The 21,991-nt window shown below is 65.9% G+C and carries 17 protein-coding genes; 5 read left to right on the plus strand and 12 right to left on the minus strand.

The window, feature by feature from the left end; translation table 11 throughout:
• Positions 1 to 10: 10 nt before the first annotated feature.
• The 4 genes from FJV43_RS14325 to FJV43_RS14340 form a co-directional block, all read right to left on the minus strand.
• Positions 11 to 1,510 carry a phosphomannomutase/phosphoglucomutase gene (locus tag FJV43_RS14325; protein ID WP_061879611.1) on the minus strand — a complete coding sequence of 500 codons (1,500 nt, stop codon included), beginning with the start codon at positions 1,508 to 1,510 and terminating at the stop codon, positions 11 to 13.
• Between the two features lie 192 nt (positions 1,511 to 1,702).
• The gene (locus FJV43_RS14330) at positions 1,703 to 2,218 is read right to left on the minus strand and encodes a TIGR02281 family clan AA aspartic protease (protein WP_239627869.1); all 516 of its coding nucleotides are present in this window, start codon (positions 2,216 to 2,218) and stop codon (positions 1,703 to 1,705) included.
• A 127-nt stretch (positions 2,219 to 2,345) separates the two neighbouring features.
• Positions 2,346 to 4,820: an ATP-dependent helicase HrpB gene (gene hrpB / locus FJV43_RS14335; RefSeq protein WP_239627871.1), complete on the minus strand. Its 2,475-nt coding sequence runs from the start codon at positions 4,818 to 4,820 to the stop codon at positions 2,346 to 2,348.
• 128 nt (positions 4,821 to 4,948) lie between these two features.
• Positions 4,949 to 6,265, minus strand: coding sequence for a UDP-glucose/GDP-mannose dehydrogenase family protein (locus FJV43_RS14340; RefSeq protein ID WP_239627872.1), 1,317 nt, complete (start codon positions 6,263 to 6,265; stop codon positions 4,949 to 4,951).
• A gap of 193 nt (positions 6,266 to 6,458) precedes the next feature.
• Here FJV43_RS14340 and FJV43_RS14345 point away from each other — a divergent pair, with 193 nt between their 5' ends.
• The 3 genes from FJV43_RS14345 (at position 6,459) to FJV43_RS14355 (ending at position 11,559) form a co-directional block, all read left to right on the plus strand.
• On the plus strand, positions 6,459 to 7,526 hold the full coding sequence (locus FJV43_RS14345) for an acyltransferase family protein (RefSeq protein ID WP_239627874.1): 1,068 nt from the start codon (positions 6,459 to 6,461) through the stop codon (positions 7,524 to 7,526).
• Between the two features lie 215 nt (positions 7,527 to 7,741).
• Positions 7,742 to 10,819, plus strand: coding sequence for a DNA polymerase I (gene polA / locus FJV43_RS14350; RefSeq protein WP_239627876.1), 3,078 nt, complete (start codon positions 7,742 to 7,744; stop codon positions 10,817 to 10,819).
• Between the two features lie 104 nt (positions 10,820 to 10,923).
• On the plus strand, positions 10,924 to 11,559 hold the full coding sequence (locus FJV43_RS14355) for a LysE family translocator (RefSeq protein ID WP_239627878.1): 636 nt from the start codon (positions 10,924 to 10,926) through the stop codon (positions 11,557 to 11,559).
• Between the two features lie 168 nt (positions 11,560 to 11,727).
• Here the strand turns inward: FJV43_RS14355 and FJV43_RS14360 are convergent, their stop codons facing one another.
• Positions 11,728 to 12,354 carry a glutathione binding-like protein gene (locus tag FJV43_RS14360; RefSeq protein WP_239627879.1) on the minus strand — a complete coding sequence of 209 codons (627 nt, stop codon included), beginning with the start codon at positions 12,352 to 12,354 and terminating at the stop codon, positions 11,728 to 11,730.
• 172 nt (positions 12,355 to 12,526) lie between these two features.
• Here FJV43_RS14360 and pyrE point away from each other — a divergent pair, with 172 nt between their 5' ends.
• The gene (gene pyrE, locus FJV43_RS14365) at positions 12,527 to 13,090 is read left to right on the plus strand and encodes an orotate phosphoribosyltransferase (RefSeq protein ID WP_028176382.1); all 564 of its coding nucleotides are present in this window, start codon (positions 12,527 to 12,529) and stop codon (positions 13,088 to 13,090) included.
• A 247-nt stretch (positions 13,091 to 13,337) separates the two neighbouring features.
• Positions 13,338 to 14,093 (plus strand): DUF2865 domain-containing protein, encoded by a 756-nt coding sequence (locus tag FJV43_RS14370; protein WP_239629425.1) that lies wholly within the window; start codon positions 13,338 to 13,340, stop codon positions 14,091 to 14,093.
• 67 nt (positions 14,094 to 14,160) lie between these two features.
• Here FJV43_RS14370 and FJV43_RS14375 read toward each other — a convergent pair whose 3' ends face one another.
• From FJV43_RS14375 to FJV43_RS14405, 7 genes are all read right to left on the minus strand, one after another.
• Positions 14,161 to 14,592, minus strand: coding sequence for a hypothetical protein (locus tag FJV43_RS14375; RefSeq protein ID WP_239627881.1), 432 nt, complete (start codon positions 14,590 to 14,592; stop codon positions 14,161 to 14,163).
• Between the two features lie 116 nt (positions 14,593 to 14,708).
• A complete protein-coding gene (gene pdeM / locus FJV43_RS14380) occupies positions 14,709 to 15,407 on the minus strand; it encodes a ligase-associated DNA damage response endonuclease PdeM (RefSeq protein WP_239627883.1) in 699 nt (232 codons plus the stop codon).
• 119 nt (positions 15,408 to 15,526) lie between these two features.
• Entirely contained in the window at positions 15,527 to 18,115 is a 2,589-nt protein-coding gene (locus tag FJV43_RS14385; protein ID WP_239627885.1) for a ligase-associated DNA damage response DEXH box helicase, read from the minus strand.
• Between the two features lie 244 nt (positions 18,116 to 18,359).
• Positions 18,360 to 18,725 (minus strand): nuclear transport factor 2 family protein, encoded by a 366-nt coding sequence (locus FJV43_RS14390; protein WP_239627887.1) that lies wholly within the window; start codon positions 18,723 to 18,725, stop codon positions 18,360 to 18,362.
• 153 nt (positions 18,726 to 18,878) lie between these two features.
• Positions 18,879 to 19,229 (minus strand): RidA family protein, encoded by a 351-nt coding sequence (locus tag FJV43_RS14395; protein ID WP_027575148.1) that lies wholly within the window; start codon positions 19,227 to 19,229, stop codon positions 18,879 to 18,881.
• A gap of 132 nt (positions 19,230 to 19,361) precedes the next feature.
• Entirely contained in the window at positions 19,362 to 20,279 is a 918-nt protein-coding gene (locus FJV43_RS14400) for a PHB depolymerase family esterase (RefSeq protein ID WP_239627890.1), read from the minus strand.
• 3 nt (positions 20,280 to 20,282) lie between these two features.
• The gene (locus tag FJV43_RS14405) at positions 20,283 to 21,941 is read right to left on the minus strand and encodes an FAD-binding dehydrogenase (protein ID WP_239627892.1); all 1,659 of its coding nucleotides are present in this window, start codon (positions 21,939 to 21,941) and stop codon (positions 20,283 to 20,285) included.
• Positions 21,942 to 21,991: the final 50 nt, after the last annotated feature.

Here is a 21,991-nt window from a genome sequence, read left to right on the forward strand (position 1 = left end):
GCGTTAGCGCTCAGATCTTCTGGTTGTACTCGCCGACCTCGGGATGCGTGCGCAGCACGCTGTTCACCATCTCGAACATGTCGTGCATGCGCTGCTCGGAGACCGGGCTCTCGACCACGACGACGAGTTCCGGCTTGTTGGAGGAGGCGCGCACCAGGCCCCAGCTGCCGTCCTCGACCGTGACGCGGACACCGTTGACGGTGACGAGATCGCGGATCGCCTGCCCGCCGATCTTGGCGCCCTTCGCCTGCAAGCCCTCGAAGTGCTTCACGACCTTGTCGATGACGCCGTATTTGACCTCGTCGGCGCAATGCGGCGACATGGTCGGCGACGACCAGGTCTTCGGCAGCGCGTTCTTCAGGTCGGCCATCGACTTGCCGGGCGCGCGGTCGAGCATGTCGCAGATCGCGATCGCCGAGACCAGGCCGTCGTCATAGCCGCGTCCATACGGCTTGTTGAAGAAGAAATGGCCGGACTTCTCGAACCCCGCGAGCGCGCCCGTCTCGTTGGTGCGGCGCTTCATGTAGGAATGGCCGGTCTTCCAATAGGCGGTCTTCGCGCCCTGCTTCTGCAGCACGGGATCGGTGACGAAGAGGCCGGTCGATTTCACGTCGACGATGAACTGTGCGTCCTTGTGGATCGCCGACATGTCGCGCGCCAGCATCACGCCGACCTTGTCGGCGAAGATCTCCTCGCCGGTATCGTCCACGACGCCACAGCGGTCGCCGTCGCCGTCGAAGCCGAGGCCGACATCGGCCTTGTGATGCAGCACCGCGTCGCGGATCGCGTGCAGCATCTCCATGTCTTCCGGATTCGGATTGTATTTCGGGAAGGTATGGTCGAGTTCGGTATCGAGCGGGATCACCTCGCAGCCGATCGCCTCCAGCACCTGCGGCGCAAACGCGCCGGCGGTGCCGTTGCCGCAGGCCGCGACGACCTTGAGCTTGCGCTTGAGCTTCGGACGATTGGTGAGATCGGCGATGTAGCGCGCCGGATAATTCTCGTGGAACTGGTAGGAGCCGCCAGCCTTGTTCTTGAACTCCGCGTTGAGCACGATCTCCTTCAGCCGCGTCATCTCGTCGGGGCCGAAGGTCAGCGGGCGGTTGGCGCCCATCTTGACGCCGGTCCAGCCATTGTCGTTGTGCGAGGCCGTGACCATGGCGACGCAGGGCACATCCAGGTCGAACTGCGCGAAATAGGCCATTGGCGTCACCGCGAGGCCGATATCGTGCACCTTGCATCCCGCCGCCATCAGGCCGGAGATCAGCGCATACTTGATCGAGGCCGAATAGCCGCGGAAATCATGACCGGTGACGATCTCCTGTCTGACGCCGAGTTCGGCGATCAGCGCGCCCAGCCCCATGCCGAGCGCCTGCACACCCATCAGGTTGATTTCCTTCTGGAACAACCAGCGCGCGTCGTACTCGCGAAAGCCCGTCGGCTTCACCATCGGCTCGGATTCGAAGGCGTAGGTGTTTGGCAACAGTACGGATTTCGGCTTCGGGAACATTGAGACGGTCTCGTGAAAAAGGGGCGGGATTTGCTGCAGCCTAAGCGAATGCCCGGCCGCAGCGGAAGGCGGGATTGAAGGCTTATGGCCGATAATTGCGGCAGATTGGTAACGAAGAGACGTTACCGCGAGGGCGGCCAGAGCAAAGATATCTTCTCGAAATGGACGGTCGCGCGATCGTGCGGGCTGGCCCTACTGCTCCAGCACCATCTGACCGTTGGAATATTCGAAGCGCCTCAGGCGCGACAGGAAGGAGAGGCCGAGCAGGTTCTCCGACAAGGCCGTGTCCGGCAGCACCATGGCATCGACGTCGCGCACGATGAGGCCGCCGACGTCGAGCATGGCGATACGGGTGCGCGCGGCCTTGATTGTGCCGTTGGCCGTGGAGACGGTGGCGGTGTACTCGCCGCGCGAGGGGCGCAGGCCGAAGCGGGCGGCCGAGGTCTCGTTCAGCGCAACGACGGAGGCGCCGGTGTCGACCATGAAGCCGATGCGCTGGCCATCGATCCGGCCCTCGGTCTGGAAATGACCGCGGACGTCGCGCGGGATGCTAAGGCTGCGGCCGCCGCCGGCCGGGGCGGTGGAGGCAACGGCCACCGTCGTGCGGGGGACCGAGGTGGCGGAGGCTGAGCTCATCTTGTCCGCCATCTGGGCCATGAAGGTGCCGAGGCCGATCATCACGGCCGCGAAGATCATAATGTTACGCATCACACCACTTCCGAGCCGGAAAGCTCGATTTCATCACGCAGCGTGCCCGGCGGCGAGCGAAGCCGCGGTCAGAACGCTGCTATTTTGACGAAAAGCATGAGCGGACGGTTAATGCGCGATCGAACTTTCACGTCCCGCGCGGCTTCGCCCGCCGGGTCGGCAGCGCATTGGCAGGATCATCCGGCCAGGGATGGCGCGGATAGCGACCCCGCAGGTCGGAGCGGACCGCGGCGTAGCTGCCGCGCCAGAAGCCGGGGAGATCGCGCGTCACCTGCACCGGACGCTGGGCTGGCGACAGCAATTCCAGCACCAGCGGCACCTTGCCCGCGGCGATCGAGGGATGGGTGTTCAGACCGAACAGTTCCTGGAGCCGCACCGCGATGGTCGGCCCCTGCTCGGCCTCGTAATCAATCGCGAGCGCGCTTCCGGTCGGCGCTTCGAAATGGGTCGGTGCCTCGCGATCCAGCCGCGCGCGCATGTCCCAAGGCAGCAGGGCCATCAACGCGTCGGAGAGATCGCCCGCCGAGATGTCCTTGAGGGCGATCTTGTCGTAGAGCGCCGGCACCAGCCAATCCTCGCGCCGCGCGATCAGCCCGTCGTCGGAGAGATCGGGCCAGGCCTCACCCTCGGCCTTGCGCAAGAACATCACGCGGTCGCGCCATTGTTTTGCGGTCTTCGACCAGGGCAGCCGGTCGAGACCGGCCGCAATCAACCCATCGGCAAGGATGCGCGCGGTGTCCTCCGAGGGCGACACGGCAAGTGTCGCCTCGGACAGCGTGATGGCATGCAGCACGCGCCTGCGCCGCGCGCGCAGCGCCATCGCGCCGCGATCGAACGAGATCTCATCGGCGGTCTCGATATGCTCGGCGAAATGTTGCTCGATCTCGTCCTGGGTGATCTGCGCAGCGAGCAGGATGCGTCCGCTCGCCGCCGTCCCCGTCATCTCGCCGATCGCGATGTAGGGCGCGCGGGCGAGCGAGGAGGTCTGCTCGACGGAAGCGCCGCGGCCGTTGGCGAGCACGAAACTGCCATTGCCGCGGTTGCGCGCGACACGGTCCGGAAAGGCATAGGCGAGCATCAGGCCGGTCGAGAGATCCTCGTGCTGCCCCGCCTTCTCCGACGCCGCGACCTGCGAGGCCCAGCGCCGCGCCAGGTCGCGCGCGCTGGACGCACGCGGCGAGCGGTCGCGGCGGAACTGGTCGCGCCGGTGCTCGAGATCGACACTGTCGCCGCCGAGCCCACGCTCGGTGATGATGGCGGCGATCTCGGCGGCGGCCTCGCCGCTGCCCGCGCGATGCGAATCCACGATCATGCGCGCCAGCCGCGGCGGCAGCGCCAGCGAACGCAGGCTCTTGCCCTCGGCGGTGATGCGGCCGTCGGCGTCGAGCGCGTTGAGCTCGGTCAGCAGGCTCTTCGCTTCCTTCCAGGCCGGCCCGGGCGGCGGATCGAGGAACGACAGTGCGGCGGGATCGCTGACGCCCCATTGCGCGAGATCGAGCACCAGCGAGGACAGATCGGCGCTGAGGATTTCCGGCTGGGTGTAGGGCGCAAGCGCGGCCGTCTGCGGCTCGTCCCAGAGCCGGTAGCAGACACCGGGCTCGGTGCGGCCGGCGCGGCCGCGGCGCTGGTCCACCGCCGCGCGCGAGGCGCGCACGGTCTCGAGCCGGGTCAAGCCGATGTCGGGCTCGTAACGCGGCACGCGGGCAAGACCGGAATCGACCACGATGCGCACGCCTTCGATCGTGAGCGAGGTCTCGGCGATCGAGGTCGCCAGCACCACCTTGCGCGAGCCCTTGGGCGTCGGCGCGATGGCGCGGTCCTGCACGGCGGCATCGAGCGCGCCGAACAACGGCACGATCTCGATGGAGGCGTCGTGCACGCGCTCGCCGAGAAAGGTCTGGGTGCGGCGGATCTCTGCGGCGCCCGGCAGGAACGCCAGCACCGAGCCGCTGTCGGCGCGCAGCGCGGACGCAATCGCGTCAGCCATCTGCCGCTCGATCGGCGCATCGGCCTTGCGGCCGAGATAACGCGTCTCGACCGGAAAGGCGCGGCCCTCGCTTTCGACGACGGGCGCATCGCCGAGCAGCTTTGCCACGCGCGCGCCGTCGAGCGTGGCCGACATCACGAGGATGCGGAGATCCTCGCGCAGGCCGGTTTGCGCATCGCGGGCAAGCGCGAGGCCGAGATCGGCGTCGAGCGAGCGCTCGTGAAATTCGTCGAACAGGATCGCGGCAACGCCCGACAGTTCGGGGTCGTCGAGAATCTGGCGGGTGAAGATGCCTTCGGTCACCACCTCGATGCGCGTCGCGCGCGAGATCTTCGAGCCGAAGCGGACGCGATAGCCGACGGTCTCGCCGGCCCGCTCGCCGAGCGATTTGGCCATGCGATCGGCACTGGCCCGCGCCGCGATGCGCCGCGGCTCCAGCACGATGATCTTCTTGTCCTTCGCCCAGGGCGCATCCAGCAGCGCCAGCGGCACGCGCGTGGTCTTGCCGGCGCCGGGCGGCGCCACCAGCACGGCGGCGCTGTTGGCCTCCAGCGTGCGCGACAAATCGTCGAGCACGGCATCGATCGGGAGGGGCGTGTCGAAGCTGCGGGGCAAGATCTATCCACTCGTCACGCCCGGCCTTCGTGCCGGGCATCCACGTTCTTTCAGGCGAGAGTGAACAAGACGTGGATGGCCGGGACAAGCCCGGCCATGACGGCTTCTTTCAACGAGAAATGCAGCTATCAGCCCTGCACAGGGGGCCGGCCGACACTCTCGTAGGTGAAGCCGGCGGCTTCCATGTCCTCCGGGCGGTAGATGTTGCGCAAGTCGACGACGACAGGCTGCGCCATGGTCTGCTTCAACCGATCGAGATCGAGCGCGCGGAACTGCACCCATTCGGTGACGATGACGAGCGCGTCCGCGCCTTCCGCGCAGGAATAAGCGTCCTCGCAGTAGGTGATGCTGGGCAGCTCACTTTTTGCCTGCTCCATGCCGACGGGATCGAACGCCTTGACGGTCGCGCCCATGTCGATCAGGCCTGTCACCAGCGGGATCGATGGCGCGTCGCGCATGTCGTCGGTGTCGGGCTTGAAGGTGAGGCCGAGCACGGCGATGGTCTTGCCGCGCAGCGAGCCGCCGAGCGCCTGGCTCACTTTCCGCGCCATCGCACGCTTGCGGTTCTCGTTGACCGCCAGCACGGATTCGACGATGCGCAAGGATACGTCGTGGTCCTGCGCGATCTTGATCAAGGCCTTGGTGTCCTTCGGGAAGCAAGAGCCGCCGAAGCCTGGGCCTGCATGCAGGAATTTTGTGCCGATGCGGTTGTCCAGGCCAATGCCGCGCGCGACCTCCTGGACATTGGCGCCAGCTTTTTCCGAGAGATCGGCGATCTCGTTGATGAAGGTGATCTTGGTCGCCAGGAACGCGTTGGCGGCGTATTTGATCATCTCGGCGGTGCGGCGCTCGGTGAACATCAGCGGCGCCTGGTTCAACGACAGCGGGCGGTAGATGTCGCCCATCACCTTGCGCCCGCGCTCGTCCGAGGTGCCGACCACGATGCGGTCGGGGAATTTGAAATCGCGGATCGCCGCGCCCTCGCGCAGGAACTCGGGGTTCGAGGCGACCACGACGTCGGCCGCGGGGTTCGTCTCGCGGATGATGCGCTCGACCTCGTCGCCGGTGCCGACCGGCACGGTCGACTTCGTCACCACGACGGTGAAGCCGGTGAGCGCTTGCGCGATCTCGCGGGCGGCGGCGTAGACGTAGGACAGGTCGGCGTGGCCATCGCCGCGGCGCGAGGGTGTGCCGACCGCGATGAACACGGCATCAGCATCCGCGACCGGCTTGGTGAGATCGGTGGTGAAGTCCAGCCGCTTGGCCTTGACGTTGGTCGCGACCAGCTCGTCGAGGCCGGGCTCGTAGATCGGGATCTCACCGCGATGGAGCGCCGCGATCTTCTTCTCGTCCTTGTCGACGCAGGTGACGTCGTGGCCGAAATCCGCAAAGCAGGCTCCGGAAACCAGTCCCACATAACCCGTGCCGATCATCGCGATGCGCATGAAAAATCCTGTCCCAGCTTGGTTAACGGAAGCCCAATTCGCGGCGGTTTAGCATTTTCCCGAGGTCATGGAACAGTCCGGATGCAAAAACCGGCCCGCGATTTGAACGGGTAAAGAAGTCGGAAACCACTGGGCTCCAAACTGCCCCGCACCCATACAGGGACGGGCGGAACACGCCTCGAAAGGGGACATCATGGCACGATCAGGCACAATCGCGGCGGCCGGCCTTTCCAAGGCCCCTTCTGCCGCGCGTGTCGACTGGGTCGACTACGCCAAGGGCATCTGCATCGTCATGGTCGTGATGATGCATTCGGTGCTGGGGGTCGAACTCGCCGCCGGGCAGACCGGTTTCATGCATGTCGCCGTGGCCTTCGCAAAGCCGTTCCGGATGCCGGATTTCTTCCTGATTTCGGGCCTGTTCCTGTCTCTCGTGATCGATCGGGACTGGCGAACCTATCTCGACCGCAAGGTGGTGCATTTCGCTTATTTTTATGTCGTCTGGGTGACAATCCAGTTCGGCTTCAAGGCGCCCGCCTTTGCGGCGGAGACAAGCTGGCGCGACGTCGGCCTCTTGTATCTCGAATCGTTCATCGAGCCGTTCGGCACGCTGTGGTTCATCTATCTGCTGCCGATCTTCTTCGTCGTCACAAAACTGACACGCAAACTCCCGCCGCTCGCGATCTGGCTTCTCGCCGCCGCGCTGGAGACCGCACGGATCACGACCGGCTGGACCATCATCGACGAGTTCTGCTCGCGCTTCGTCTATTTCTATTCGGGCTACCTGTTCGCGCCTTACGTGTTCGCCCTGTCGGATCACGCGCGAAAGCATCCCGCGCTCGCGCTCGGAGCGCTCGCGGCCTGGGCATTGATCAATGCCGGCCTGGTCGCGCATGGGGCCAGCGAATGGAAAATCGTCTCGCTCGTGCTCGGCTTTGCCGGCGCCTGTGCCATCATCACGACGGGCACGCTGCTTGCGCGCGCGCAGTGGCTCAATTTCCTCCGTTTCTGCGGCGAGCATTCGATCGTGATCTACCTCGCCTTCTTCCTGCCGATGGCGGCGACGCGGACGCTGCTGCTGCGCACGGGCATCATTCCCGACATCGGCACGGTGTCGCTGATCGTCACCATCGCCGGCGTGCTCGGCGCGCTGGCGATCTGGCAGGTGGCACTGCGGCTCAATGCGCGCTTCCTGTTCGAGCGGCCGGATGCGTTCTGGATCGCGCCGAGGAAGGCGGGGCCGGTGTTGCAGGCGGCGGAGTAGCTGCATTCCCGCTGTCGTCGCCCGGCTTGACCGGGCGACCCGGTATTCCAGAGACAGCAATTATTGACCGATGCGCCGCGGCGTACTGGATTCCCCGCTTTCGCGGGGAATGACAGTGGGGATGTGGGGAATGACAGTGGGGATAGCTGCGCCGACGCCTTAAAAACTCGCTGTCTGAGGCTGTCAAAGGCCGCAAAAATCCATACATTGCGGCCATGCCCAAAACCTCCCCGAAGACCATCGCCAAAGCTGACACCAAGGCCGCGCCGAAGGCGGTCGCCGAGAGCAAATCCACTGCGACAGCTGCTGCCAAACCGGTTGCTGCGAAGGCGGCCGGCAAGGGCGATCATGTGTTCCTGGTCGATGGTTCCTCGTACATCTTCCGCGCCTATCACGCGCTGCCGCCGCTGAACCGCAAATCCGACGGGCTCCAGGTCAATGCCGTGCTTGGCTTCTGCAACATGCTGTGGAAGCTCTTGCGCGAGATGCCCGAAGACAACCGGCCGACGCATCTGGCGATCATCTTCGACAAGTCGGAGATCACATTCCGCAACAAGATCTATCCCGAGTACAAGGCGCATAGGCCGCCCGCCCCTGAGGATCTGATCCCTCAATTCGCGTTGATCCGCGAGGCGGTGCGCGCCTTCGACCTGCCCTGCCTGGAACAGACCGGCTTCGAGGCCGACGATCTAATCGCGACCTATGTGCGGCAGGCCTGCGAGCGCGGCGCCAGCGCGACCATCGTGTCCTCCGACAAGGACCTGATGCAGCTCGTGACCGATTGCGTCACCATGTACGACACCATGAAGGACCGCCGCATCGGCATCCCCGAGGTGATCGAGAAGTTCGGCGTTCCCCCGAACAAGGTGGTGGAGGTGCAGGCGCTGGCCGGCGATTCCACCGACAACGTGCCCGGCGTGCCCGGCATCGGCATCAAGACCGCGGCGCAGCTGATCACCGAATATGGCGATCTCGACCAATTGTTGTTCCGCGCCGGCGAGATCAAGCAGCCCAAGCGCCGCGAGGCGCTGCTCGAGAACGCCGAGAAGGCGCGCATCTCGCGGCAACTCGTGCTGCTCGACGACAAGGTCGACCTGGAGGTGCCGCTGGACGACCTCGCCGTCCACGAGCCGGACGCGCGCAAGCTGATCGCCTTCCTGAAGGCGATGGAGTTCACGACGCTGACGCGGCGCGTCGCCGAATATGCGCAGATCGATCCCGCCAATGTCGATGCCGACCCGGGCTATGCCAGCGGCGCCAGCGTGTTCACGACGCTGCCGCCCTCGGACGCCGTGCCCGCACCGGGAACCGGCACGCCGGCGCAAGCCGCGCCGGGCAAACCCAACAAGTCGGCCGGCAAGGAGGACAAGGCTGCGAGCCCGAAGGGTGCGCCCATCTCGCTCGCCGCCGCGCGCGAAGAGGCGTTGCGCAAGCTTCCGGTCGATCGCAGCAAATACCAGACCATCAAGACCCCTAAGGAGCTCGACGCCTTCATCGCGCGGATCCATGATGCCGGCCAAGTCGCGATCGAGACGAGAGCGAACTCGATCGATCCGATGCAGGCCGATCTGTGCGGCATCGCGCTGGCGCTGGCGCCGAACGAAGCCTGCTACGTGCCGCTGGCGCACAAGCAGTCCGGCGGCGGCGCCGGCCTGTTCGATGCCGGCCTCGCGCCGGACCAGGTCAAGCATGACGACGCGCTGCAGGCGCTGCGGCCGGTGCTGGAATCATCCGGCATCCTCAAGATCGGCTTCGACGTCAAGTTCACGGCCGTGATGCTGGCGCAGCACGGCATCACCCTGCGCAACATCGACGATGCGCTCCTGATCTCCTACGTGCTCGACGCCGGCCGCGGCTCGCACGCGCTGGAATCGCTGTCCGAGCGCTGGTTCGGCCATGCCATGCTGAAGGAAAACGAGCTGCTCGGCAGCGGCAAGGGCAAGATCACCTTCGACCAGGTGCCGGTCGACAAGGCCGCGCCACTCTCGGCCGAAGGCGCCGACATCGCGTTGCGCGTCTGGCGCGTGCTGAAGCCGCGCCTCGTCGCCGAGCACATGACCGCCGTCTACGAGACCCTGGAGCGACCGCTGGTCTCGGTGCTCGCACGCATGGAGCGGCGCGGCATCTCGATCGACCGTCAGGTCCTGTCACGGCTCTCCGGAGACTTTGCCCAGACCGCGGCGCGCGTCGAGGCTGAAATCCAGGAGATCGCGGGCGAGCCGGTCAATGTCGGCAGCCCCAAGCAGATCGGCGACATCCTGTTCGGCAAGATGGGACTGCCCGGCGGCACCAAGACGAAAACCGGCGCGTGGTCGACCACCGCGCAGGTGCTGGACGAGCTCGCCGAGCAGGGGCACGACTTCCCGAAGAAGATTTTGGAGTGGCGTCAGGTCTCCAAGCTGAAATCGACCTACACCGACGCGCTGCCGACCTATGTCAACCCGCAGACCCATCGCGTGCACACGACCTACGCCCTGGCCGCGACGACGACGGGCCGGCTGTCGTCCAACGAGCCGAACCTGCAGAACATTCCGGTGCGCACCGAGGATGGCCGCAAGATCCGCCGTGCTTTCATCGCCGCGCCGGGACACAAGCTGGTTTCCGCCGACTATTCGCAGATCGAGCTGCGGCTGCTCGCCGAGATCGCCGACATTCCCGTGCTGAAGCAGGCGTTCCGCGACGGCCTCGACATTCACGCCATGACGGCATCGGAAATGTTCGGCGTGCCGATCAAGGGCATGCCGAGCGAGATCCGCCGCCGCGCCAAGGCGATCAATTTCGGCATCATCTACGGCATCTCGGCGTTCGGCCTCGCCAACCAGCTCGGCATCGCGCGCGAAGAGGCCTCGGCCTACATCAAGAAGTATTTCGAGCGCTTCCCCGGCATCCGCGCCTATATGGACGAGACGCGGGACTTTTGCCGCAGCCACGGCTACGTCACCACGCTGTTCGGCCGCAAGTGCCACTACCCCGACATCAAGGCGTCCAACGCCTCGGTGCGCGCCTTCAACGAGCGCGCCGCGATCAACGCGCGGCTTCAGGGCACCGCCGCCGACATCATCCGCCGCGCCATGACGCGCGTGGAGGATGCTCTGGCCGAAAAGAGGCTGTCGGCGCAGATGCTGCTCCAGGTGCATGACGAATTGATCTTCGAGGTGCCGGACGCCGAGGTCGAGGCGACGCTTCCCGTCGTGCAGCACGTGATGCAGGACGCGCCGTTCCCGGCCGTGCTGCTCTCGGTGCCGCTGCATGTGGACGCGCGCGCGGCGAACAATTGGGACGAGGCGCATTGAGGCGCTTCGCCTAGCCGAACTCAATTGTCCTCCGAGCAATTGCGCGATGGCATGGGGACCGTTGCGCATATTAGAATCGTTGCGTCCTCCGCACCGGTTCATCCATGCCTCATATCTCCGCCCTGCTCGGCTTTGCCCTGGTCAGCCTTGGCCTCGTGCTCACGCCGGGACCGAACATGATCTATCTGATCTCGCGCTCGATCACGCAGGGGCCGGCCGCCGGCATCGTCTCGCTCGGCGGCGTGGCGCTCGGCTTCGTGTTCTACATGCTGTGCGCAGCGTTCGGCATCACGGCGCTCTTGCTCGCCATTCCGTTCGCCTATGACGCACTGCGCTTTGCCGGCGCCGGATATCTGCTGTGGCTCGCCTGGCAGGCGGTGAAGCCGGGCGGGCGCTCGCCGTTCCAGGTGAAAAAGCTCGCGGTCGACAGCCCACGCAAATTGTTCGCGATGGGCTTCGTCACCAACCTGCTCAACCCGAAGATCGCGATGCTGTATCTCGCGCTGCTGCCACAGTTCATCGATCCCGCCGCCGGCAGCGTGCTGATGCAGTCGCTGGCGCTGGGGGCGATCCAGATCGCGATCAGCGTCAGCGTGAATGCGATGATCGCGCTCGCGGCGGGATCGATCGCACTGTTCCTGGCGAACCGGCCGAGCTGGATGCTGGTGCAGCGCTGGCTGATGGGCACGGTGCTGGCCGGGCTCGCGGTGCGGATGGCGGTGGAAGCGAAGAAGGTGTGAGGGCTTTCTTCCTTCTCCCCTTGTGGGAGAAGGTGGCGCGAAGCGCCGGATGAGGGGTGTCTCTCCACGCATTCGAATAAGAGTTGGACTCGCGGAGAGAACCCCTCACCCGTCTCGCCGCTTCGCGGCGAGCCACCCTCGCCCACAAGGGGAGAGGGAGAAGAAACCTCAATCCAGCTTCGCTTCCATCCCGCGCTTCACCGCCGGGCGCGCCATCAGCGCCTCGTACCAGCGCTTGACGTTGGGGAAGTCGGCCAGATCAACCTTGTGGCGAGGGTGGCGCCAGGCCCAGCCCAGGATGGCAAAATCGGCAATCGAGAGCTCGCCGGCGACGAAGTCGCGCCCCTCGAGCCGCCGGTCCAGCACGCCGTAGAGCCGGCGCGTCTCCGCCATGAAGCGCTTCAGGCCGTAAGCGCGCTCCTGCTCATTCTCCAGCGCGATGAAATGGTGCACCTGGCCCGGCATCGGGCCGAAGCCGCCCATCTGCCACATCAGCCATTCGTAGACGGGAATCCGCTCGCTCAGCGATTTCGGCAGGAATTTGCCGGTCTTTTCGCCGAGATAAAGCAGGATCGCGCCCGATTCGAAGATGCTGACGGGCTTGCCGTCGGGGCCCTCGGGATCGACGATCGCGGGAATCTTGTTATTGGGGGAGAGCTTGAGGAACTCGGGCGTCATCTGCTCGCCCTTGGTGATGTTCACCGGGATCACCTTGTAGGGCAGCCCCATCTCCTCCAGCGCGACCGAGATCTTGCGGCCGTTCGGCGTGTTCCAGGTGTAAAGCTCGATGGTCATTCCGTTTCCTTCCCCAGGAGGCTTGCCCCCTCAACTACTCCAGAAGGTTGCGCCCCCACAACCGGCGGTCCGGGATGGCCGATCCCTGTTGACGGGAGACGCCCCCTCTGGAATGTCGCGACTGTGCCGGATAAATTCCGCCTCCACCAAAGACGCTGTTCGAGGGACCGCCGTGTCGAAATCTGCCTCCCGCGCCCGCCTGTTCGAAATCATCCGCCGGCGCTCATTCGGCCGCGGCGAGGTGACGCTCGCGTCGGGCCGCAAGAGCGATTTCTACTTCAACCTCAAGCCGACCATGCTCGACCCTGAAGGCGCGACGCTGCTTGCCGAGCTGACCTATGAGGCGCTCAAGGACGATCAGCTCGACTTCATCGGTGGGCTGGAGATGGGCGCCGTGCCGCTCGCCGGCGCGCTGGCGCAGATCTCCTGGATCAAGGGCCATCCGATCGCGGCCTTCTTCGTGCGCAAGAAGCCGAAAGAGCACGGCGCCAAGCTCGCGATCGAAGGCCTGCCCAAGGGCGAGACGCTGGCGGGCAAGCGCGTCGTGATCGTCGAGGACGTCACCACCACGGGCGGTTCGGCGATGAAGGCGGTGGAATCGGTGCGCGAAGCCGGCGCCAATGTGGTGCTGGTGCTCACCATGGTCGACCGCGAGGAAGGCGCCACCGACACCTTCGGTGCGGCCGGCCTGCCGTTCCGCTCGCTGTACAAGGCGTCGGAGTTCCTGAAGGCGTAAGAGAGGACGATTGATTCTCCGTCGGCACGCCCGAGCGTGCCCCGGGAGCAACGCCGTCCGTGAAAGCTGCGCGCGGCCATAAAGAGATCACCGCCTCGTCTTGAAACCGCCTCCACGCAACCGCTCATTTACCATCGCGCATTACGTTGAATCGTGTGCTGGAGACCTCGAACGGTCCTGACCGGTTCCGTAGCGTCGGGTGGAGTGAGCTGTGCGTACAGAGTTGTCCCATACGCAGCGTCGCGCGATGCTCGCAGCCGTGATGGTTGCGGTTCCCATGCTTGTGGCCCCGGCCCCGGTTTCGGCCGAAGGCCTGTTCGACTTCCTGTTCGGCGGAATGCAGCGGCCGCAGCCACAGCAGCCGAACTCTTCCTCCGATCCCTTCACAGGCCAGCAGAATCCGCAATATGTACCGCCGACACGCTCGGCCGCAGCCGGTGGCTCGGGCCCGGCTTTCTGCGTGCGCAGCTGCGATGGCAAGTATTTCCCGCTGATGCGAGGCATGGTCTCGCCAGCGCAGATGTGTCAGGCCTTCTGCCCTGCCACCGCCACAAAGGTCTATTTTGGATCCAGCATCGACGGTGCCTATTCGCAGACCGGCGAGCGCTACGCCGACAGCGAGAACGCGTTCGCCTATCGCAAGGCGCTGCGCGCCGACTGTACCTGCAACGGCCGTGATCCGGTCGGCCTCGCCCCGGTCGATCTTGCGCTGGATTCGTCGCTGAAGGCCGGCGACGTGATCGCCACCACCGACGGCCTCGTCGCCTATACCGGCATCCGCGTCGGCAACGACCAGGCTGCGGACTTCACCCCGGTTGCCTCCTATCCCGGCCTCACCGCCCAGGTCCGCGCGCGCCTCGGCGAGATGAAAGTGGCGCCGGTGCGGGCAGAGACGGTGTCGACGGACGCTCCGGCCCCCGCCGAGATCGTGCGCGAGGTGCTGCCTGACGTGACGGTGCCGAAAACGGCCGCCAAGCCGGCGAAGCGCGCGGGGCTCGATTAACACAATGGATCGTCATTCCCGGGGGCGATGCGACAGCAGCGAACCCGGAATGACGGCAATCCAGCCGTCACCTCCCGATAATCACCCCGATCACGTTCGGCGCTGCCAGATATTTCTCCTCGATCGCCGCGCGCGCGGCGGCGCGGTTTTCCGGCGTCAGGAGGCCGCGCTTCTCGGCGAGGATCATCCAGCAAAAGCCCCACCAATCGGTCAGCATGCCCGCTTCGTCGACAAGGTCGTAACCCCGCTCGGCCGCGAAGATGCGCGCATGGGCCTCGTCCAGCGTGTCGAGAAACTGATGATCCTCGATCGAGAACAGATCGTCGCTGATGTCGTCGATGGTGTAGCCCCAGATCGACTGGCACACCGCGTTGAATTCGCGATCGAACTGGTCGTCGTCGACGGCGTAGCGCCGGGCCGCCTGATGCAGCCGTGACAGCGAGCGCGCGAAATCGGCGATCCGGGTAAGGGCAAATTGGTCGAAGGCAACGGTGGACATGTAGTCCTCGCAAAGTCGGACAGACGCTAGATATTGTGTCGGCGAAGCGCCGAATCACAATGATATATCAAAGACTTGCTAAAGTGTTCTTAATTTGTTCCGAGGTGCGGCCGGTCTCAGTAACAGCGCGAGGCCGCGATGGCGTGGACCCGGCGGTCGCCGAGCAGATGGGCGACGAAGCCGTTCCTCGGAAAGATCCTGGCGAAGGCAGCGTCGCGGATGCTGAGGCCGCCGGCATAGGCGCCGAAGGCGGGCATCACGGCACGCATCCCGTCACTGGCGAAACAGCGGCGCTCCATCGAGCGACCGCGCGCGGACACGCGCGCCTTCGGATGCAGATGGCCGGCGATCTCGCCGCTTGCGCCGGTCGGCTCGTGGCGGAAGGTGATCGGGCCGATCGTGACCTCGTCCGCGACGGTGCCGCCGAGATCGCGCGGCAGCATGGGATCGTGATTGCCCGAGATCCAGATCCAGTCGCGGCCGCCCTGGAGCGCAGCGACGGCATTGCGATCGTCGGGCGACAGGCGCTCATGCGCGGTGCGGTCATGAAAGCTGTCACCGAGCGCGACGACAATTCGCGGATCATGGCGGGCGATGACGGCGGCGAGCCGGCCGAGCGTCGCGAAGGTATCGTAAGGCGGCAGCAGCACGCCGCGCATAGCGAAGCTCGAACCCTTTTCCAGATGCAGGTCGGAGACGACGAGCAGGCGCTGCTCTTCCCAGAACAACGCGCCGGAGAGATCGGCGTGCAGCGCAATGCCTGCGACGTCAACGTGCCGCGTCGAAGTTATCGATACCGCCACATTCTCCGTCATGGCCGGGCTTGTCCCGGCCATCCACGTTCTTGCCGCAGAGACAAGGACGTGGATGCCCGGGACAAGCCCGGGCATGACGTGGAGAGAATTGAGCCCCCAAAAAACATTGCTGCAGCAGTCTACGACATTGCCTCTTTGACGAGTTCGTCGGCGGCTTCGGCCAGGAGCTCGTCTGCAGCTTCGCCATAGACTGACTCGCGGCCGATTTCCAGCATCACGGGGACGGCCAGCGGGGAGACGCGGTCGAGTTCCCGGTGCGTGATGCGGCCGTGGATTCGGGCCAGCATGTCGCCGAGACGGCGCAGGTCGAGCAGGCCGGTGGCGGCATCGGCACGCGCGGCGCGCAGCAGCACGTGGTCGGCCTGGTGCTTGCGCAGCACGTCGTAGACGAGATCGGTCGAGAACAGCACCTGACGGCGGCTCTTCTCTTCGCCGGTGTGGCGGCGCGCGATCAGGCCGGAGATGATGGCGCAGTTGCGGAAGGTGCGCTTCATCAGCGCGGATTCGGCGAGCCAGGCCTCGAGGTCGTCGCCGAGCATATCGGGGTCGAACAGCGCATCGAGGTCGATCCGGCCGTCGCGGATCATGAAGGAGAGATCGCCGAGCGCCCAGATCGCCACGGCATATTCATTGGCGACGAAGCCGAGCGGCCTCGCGCGGGCGCGCTCCAGCCGCCGCGTCAGCAGCATGCCGAGGGTCTGATGCGCGAGACGCCCCTCGAAGGGATAGCAGACCAGATAATGCTTGTTGGCGCGTGGAAAGCTCTCGACCAGGAGTTCCCGCACCGCCGGCACGCGCGAAACGTCCTTCTGCAGCGACAGCCAGTCGCGCACCTGCTCCGGCAAGCCGCCCCAAGCGCGGCTGTCGTCGAGCAGGCGGCGCACGCGCTCGGCCAGATAGGTCGAAAGCGGGAACTTGCCGCCCATATAGGACGGCACCTTCGGGTCCTTGTCATGCGCGCGCGAGACATAGACTTGGTCCTCGACCAGGGCCTCGTAGCGCACCACCTCGCCTGAGAACACGAAGGTATCGCCGGGGCTGAGGCCCTCGATGAAGGCCTCCTCGATCTCGCCGAGCAGTCTGCCACCGCGCGCGATCACCCCGGTCGAGCCGCCTGCCTTTCCCTGGCCTCCGCCGCGCGAGCGTACCAGCCGCACCTTCAGCATGTCGTCCTCGACGATGGTGCCGACATTCATGCGGTAGCTCTGCCGCACCTTTGGATTGGCGACGCGCCAGCGGCCCTCCTTGTCCTGCTTGATGCGGGCGAAGCGCTCATAGGTCTTCAGCGCGTAACCGCCGGAGGCGACGAAATCGACGACATCGTCGAAATCCTGTCGCGACAGGTCGGCATAGGGCGCGGCGGTGCGGACCTCGCGGTAGAGATCATCGGAGAGGAACGGCTCGCCGCAGGCGCAGCCGAGCACGTGCTGGGCCAGGACGTCGAGCGCCCCCAGGCGCAGCGGCGGCGTATCCTGCGCGTTCTCCGCAATGGCATCGATGGCGACGCGGCACTCCAGCACCTCGAAGCGGTTGGCCGGCACCAGCACGGCGCGCGAGGCTTCGTCGAGGCGGTGGTTGGCGCGGCCGATGCGCTGCATCAGGCGCGAGGAGCCCTTGGGCGCACCGATATTGACGACGAGATCGACATCGCCCCAGTCGACGCCGAGGTCGAGCGAGGAGGTGCAGACCACGCCGCGCAGTCTGCCCGCCGACATGGCATCCTCGACCTTGCGGCGCTGGGCGACGTCGAGCGAACCGTGATGCAGCGCGATGGCAAGGCCGTCGTCGTTCATGCTCCAGAGATTCTGGAACAGCATCTCGGCCTGGCTACGGGTGTTGACGAAGACCAGCGTGGTCTTGTTCGCCTTGATCAGCTCGTAGATCTCGGGGAGCGCGTGGCGCGCGCTGTGGCCGGCCCAGGGCAGCCGCTCGCGCGTATCGAGCATCTCGACCACGGGCGGCGCGGCTCCGCCGGCGACGACGATGTCGGCAGCGGCTTCCTTGCCGTCGGGCTGCGGCACCAGGAAGCGCGCGAGCTGATCCGGCTCGGCCACGGTCGCCGACAGGCCGATCGCGCGCATCTGCGGCGCGAGGCGCCAGAGCCGCGCCAGTCCGAGCGAGAGCAGATCGCCGCGCTTGGACGTCACCAGCGCATGCAGCTCGTCGAGCACGATGCGCTTCAGGGAGGAAAACAGGAACGGTGCGTCGTCGGAGGAGAGCAGCAGTGCGAGCTGCTCGGGTGTTGTCAGCAACACGTCCGGCGGATAGCGCCGCTGCCGCTGCCGCCGCGACACCGGCGTGTCGCCGGTGCGGGTCTCGACCTTGACCGGCAGCGCCATCTCCGCGATCGGCCGCTCCAGATTGCGCGCGATGTCGACGGCGAGCGCCTTGAGCGGCGAGATGTAGAGGGTGTGCAGGCCGCCGGCGCGTTGCACGCTGCGGCCGGTAGAGACGAGGTTCTTCTTCGCGCCCGCGTCCCGTTCGACCGACTGCGCCGACAGCTCCACCAGCGTCGGCAGAAACCCGGCGAGCGTCTTGCCGGCTCCGGTCGGAGCAATCAGAAGTGCCGAGCGGTCCTCGCGCGCCTTTTCCAGCAGCGCCAGCTGATGCGCGCGCGGCGACCAGCCGCGGGCTGCGAACCACGCCTGGAAGCGATCCGGCAGCAGCGCGGCCGGCTCGGCCGATGTTTGGAGGATACGGGGCGGCACGGCATGACAGGTAAGCCGTAGGGGTGGCTTCGTCGAGGGGGGCGCCCTCCTCACCTTGCACGGAGGGCAGATGCGTATGCGCTGTCCGTTTGAGGCACGCTGGTCTCCACATCGTCATGGCCGGGCTTGTCCCGGCCATCCACGTCTTTTCCCGCAGCACAAAGAACGTGGATGCCCGGGACAAGCCCGGGCATGACGCCCTCATGCGGAAGTTCAAATCCGCCCACAAGGAGGGCCAACCGTCTCACGCCCCGGTCGGCACCTGGTCCAGAAATCCGGTCACCCTGCTGATGCGCCCGTCCTTCAGCACGGCAAAATCGGTGCCCTTGATCGGGCTGTCGGCGCCATCAGGACCAAGTCCCCACGAAAAGCGGATGTGATCGCCATAGCCGTCGGGCTCGCCGATCAGCTTGAATCTGAAATCGGGAAAGCGCTGCTGCACGCCCGCGATCAGTGCCTCGATGCCGGCCCGGCCGTCGCCCTTCATCAAGGGATCGACATAGCTCGCATCCGTCGTCCAGCTTTCGCTGAGCAGTTCGCGACGTCGGCCGGCCGTGCGCTCGTTCCAGAGCTCGATGTAGCGGTGGGCGATGGTGGTGGGGTCGGTCATGCTGCTCTCCTTCGATGGCGCCGTGTTCGGTCGACCGTCACTCTCGAAGGTTCACGCGCGCCGATCGATTACCTCGGAGATCATGCGCCCCAAAAAAACAGAAGCGCGATGATCTTCTCATCGCGCTTCTGCCGCATCCTGATGCAGCCAAGACTACTTCGCCGCCGTCACCATGATCTCGACGGTGTATTGCGGGGCAGCCAGCTTGGCTTCGACGGTGGCGCGCGCCGGGGTGTTGCCGGGCGACACCCAGGCGTCCCACACCGCGTTCATCTCGCCGAAGGTCTTCATGTCGGTGATGTAGATCGTTGCCGACAGCAGCTTCGACTTGTCGGTGCCGGCCTTGGCGAGGTGGCCGTCGATGGTCGCCAGGATGTCCTGGGTCTGCTTCGTCACGCTTTCGCCGGCCGCCTTGTTCGCGACGACGCCGGCGAGATAGACGGTGTTGCCGTGCACGACGACCTGGCTCATGCGCGGACCGGTTTCAAAACGCTGAATGCTCATTGGGGATCTCCTGGTGGAATGGCGGCCCTGTCTAGCCCAGCACCTCGCGCTCTGCCACCCCGGGCACGCATGCGTGGCCGGGCGCGCATGCGTCGGTGCGGCGGATGCGTCGCCGCCGATGCAAGCGTCGCTTTACGGAAACTGGCTGAAGAACGTCCAGATCGTCTCGGCAGCGTCGATGTCAGCGTTCTGCGGCCCCAGCAGGCCGGCGGCGACCTTCGGGAAGCGGGCATCCGGAGAAAATCCGGGCACGCGATGGCCGCCATGGTTGACACGATAGAGCACGACGTCGTGCCCCCGGGGACAGCGTGAGGAGATCCGCGTGACCGTGGAATGGTCTGCGGGCGCCCTGTCCAGCAAATCAGTCGTCTCGGCGTCGTCGGTCTCGCAGCCATTGAGCCTGCGCCAGAACGCCAGCGTCTCGTCGGTCGACCAGAATCCGTCTGCGGCAAAATAGCTCGTTCCGTGTCCACCGCCGTAGGGGACCAGCAGGTCGGCGGTGCCGTTCATGAGCAGCATCGGGACCGGCCGCGACGGATGGCACGTGACGGCGGCCTCGTCGGTGAGATTCATGATCACACTCGCAGCTGCCGCAAACAAATCGGCGCGCGCACAGGCCATGGTCATCGCCATGGCGCCGCCATTGGAGATGCCCGCGACGAAGACGCGCCTTGCATCGGCCGTACCGTCGGCCACCAGCTTCTCGGCGAGCTTTGCGATGAAGCCGACGTCATCGGTCCCCGCCGGGGGTCCACGCAGGGCAGGCCCCGCCTTCGTGCGCGCGTCCGCCCATGCATTGCTGAGCCCGTCCGGAAAGACCACGGCCAGGCCCTCGCGCTTTGCCACCTGCGGCCAGGACGTCCGCGTGACCATGTCGGCGCCACGCTGGGTCTTGCCATGCAGCACGATCACGAGCGGTGCAGGCCTCTTGGCCGGCAGTTGCGCGGTGTAGGAGCGCTTCACGCCGTTGACGTCGATCGTATCGGCGGACGCCGCTGAAGCTGCCGCCAATGAAGCGGCCAGCGCCGCGATGAGCATCCATCGCCGCACGATCTAGCCCACCGCCTTGGCGGCGGCACGGCCCGCATTGCGGCCCGAGAACAGGCAGCCGCCAAGAAAAGTACCCTCCAGCGAGCGGTAGCCATGCATGCCGCCACCACCGAAGCCGGCGGCCTCGCCGACGGCATAGAGGCCGGGAATGACGCGGCCCTCTTCCCCGAACACGCGGGAGTCGAGATCGGTCTCGAAGCCGCCCAGCGTCTTGCGGGTGAGGATGTTGAGCTTCACCGCGATCAGCGGCCCATGCGCGGGATCGAGGATGCGGTGCGGGGAGGCGGTGCGGATCAACTTGTCGCCGATGTAGCGGCGCGCATTGTGGATGTTCATGACCTGCGCATCCTTGACGTAAGGATTGGCGATCTCGCGGTCGCGCGCCTCGATCTGCATCTTGATGTGCTCGAGCCTCAGGAGATCGCTGCCGGCGAGCTTGTTCATGGCCGCAACGAGCTCATCGAGCTTGTCGCGGACGATGAAGTCGATACCATGGCTTTTGAACGCCTCCACCGGCGCCGGCGCGCCCTTGTTGGTGGCCCGGCGCAAGGTCATGCGCCAGCTCTTGCCGGTCAGGTCGGGGTTCTGCTCCGAGCCCGACAGCGCGAACTCCTTCTTGATGATGCTCTGGGTCAGGATGAACCAGGAATAATCATACCCTGTGGACATGATGTATTTGAGCTGGCCGAGCGTGTCGGAGCCCGGGAACAGCGGCGCCGGCAGCCGCGTGCCCGTGGCGTCGAACCACATCGCCGACGGGCCGGGCAGGATGCGGATACCGTGGCGCGGCCAGATCGGATTCCAATTCTGGATGCCCTCGACGTAGTGCCACATCCGGTCGCGATTGATCAGCCGCGCGCCGGTCGTTTCCGTGATGCCGATCATGCGGCCGTCGACATGCTCGGGCACGCCGGAGATCATGAATTTCGGCGGCTCACCCAACCGCTTCGGCCAGTTCTGCCGCACCAGCTCATGATTGCCGCCGATGCCGCCGGAGGCGACGATCACGGCCTGCGCCTTCAGCGCAAACTCGCCGACGACGTTGCGGGAGGAGCTCTTGCCGCGCTCGATCGTGTCGGGCGCAAGGACGGCGCCGCTGACGCCATCCACGGTGCCATTGGTGATCGAGAGCGCATCGACGCGATGGCGGAACCTGAAGCTCAGCCGGCCGCCCTTGGCAGCCTCGCGCGCGCGGCGCTCGAACGGCTCGACGATGCCGGGGCCGGTGCCCCAGGTGACATGGAAGCGCGGCACCGAATTGCCGTGGCCCATCGCGTCATAGCCGCCGCGTTCGGCCCAGCCGACCACGGGGAAGATGCGATGGCCCATCGCGCGCAGCCAGCCCCGCTTCTCGCCAGCCGCGAACGCCACATAGGCCTCGGCCCATTTGCGCGGCCAGAAATCCTCGTCGCGGTCGAAGCCAGCGGCGCCGAGCCAATCCTGCATGGCCAAGTCGAAGGAGTCCTTGATGCCGAGCCGCCGCTGCTCCGGCGAATCGACCAGGAACAACCCGCCGAACGACCAGAACGCCTGCCCGCCGAGCGATTGCTCGCCTTCCTGGTCCACGACGATGACGCGCCTGCCCGCGTCGGCGATCTCAGTGGCGGCAACGAGGCCCGACAGTCCCGCGCCGACGACGATGACGTCTGTTTCCTCAGCCATGCATTTCCCCCTCCATGAGTTCCCCCTGTAGTTGCCCGGGATTGAAGCCA

It is taken from the genome of Bradyrhizobium sp. I71, assembly GCF_022354745.1.
GTDB classification, from domain to species: Bacteria; Pseudomonadota; Alphaproteobacteria; order Rhizobiales; family Xanthobacteraceae; genus Bradyrhizobium; species Bradyrhizobium liaoningense.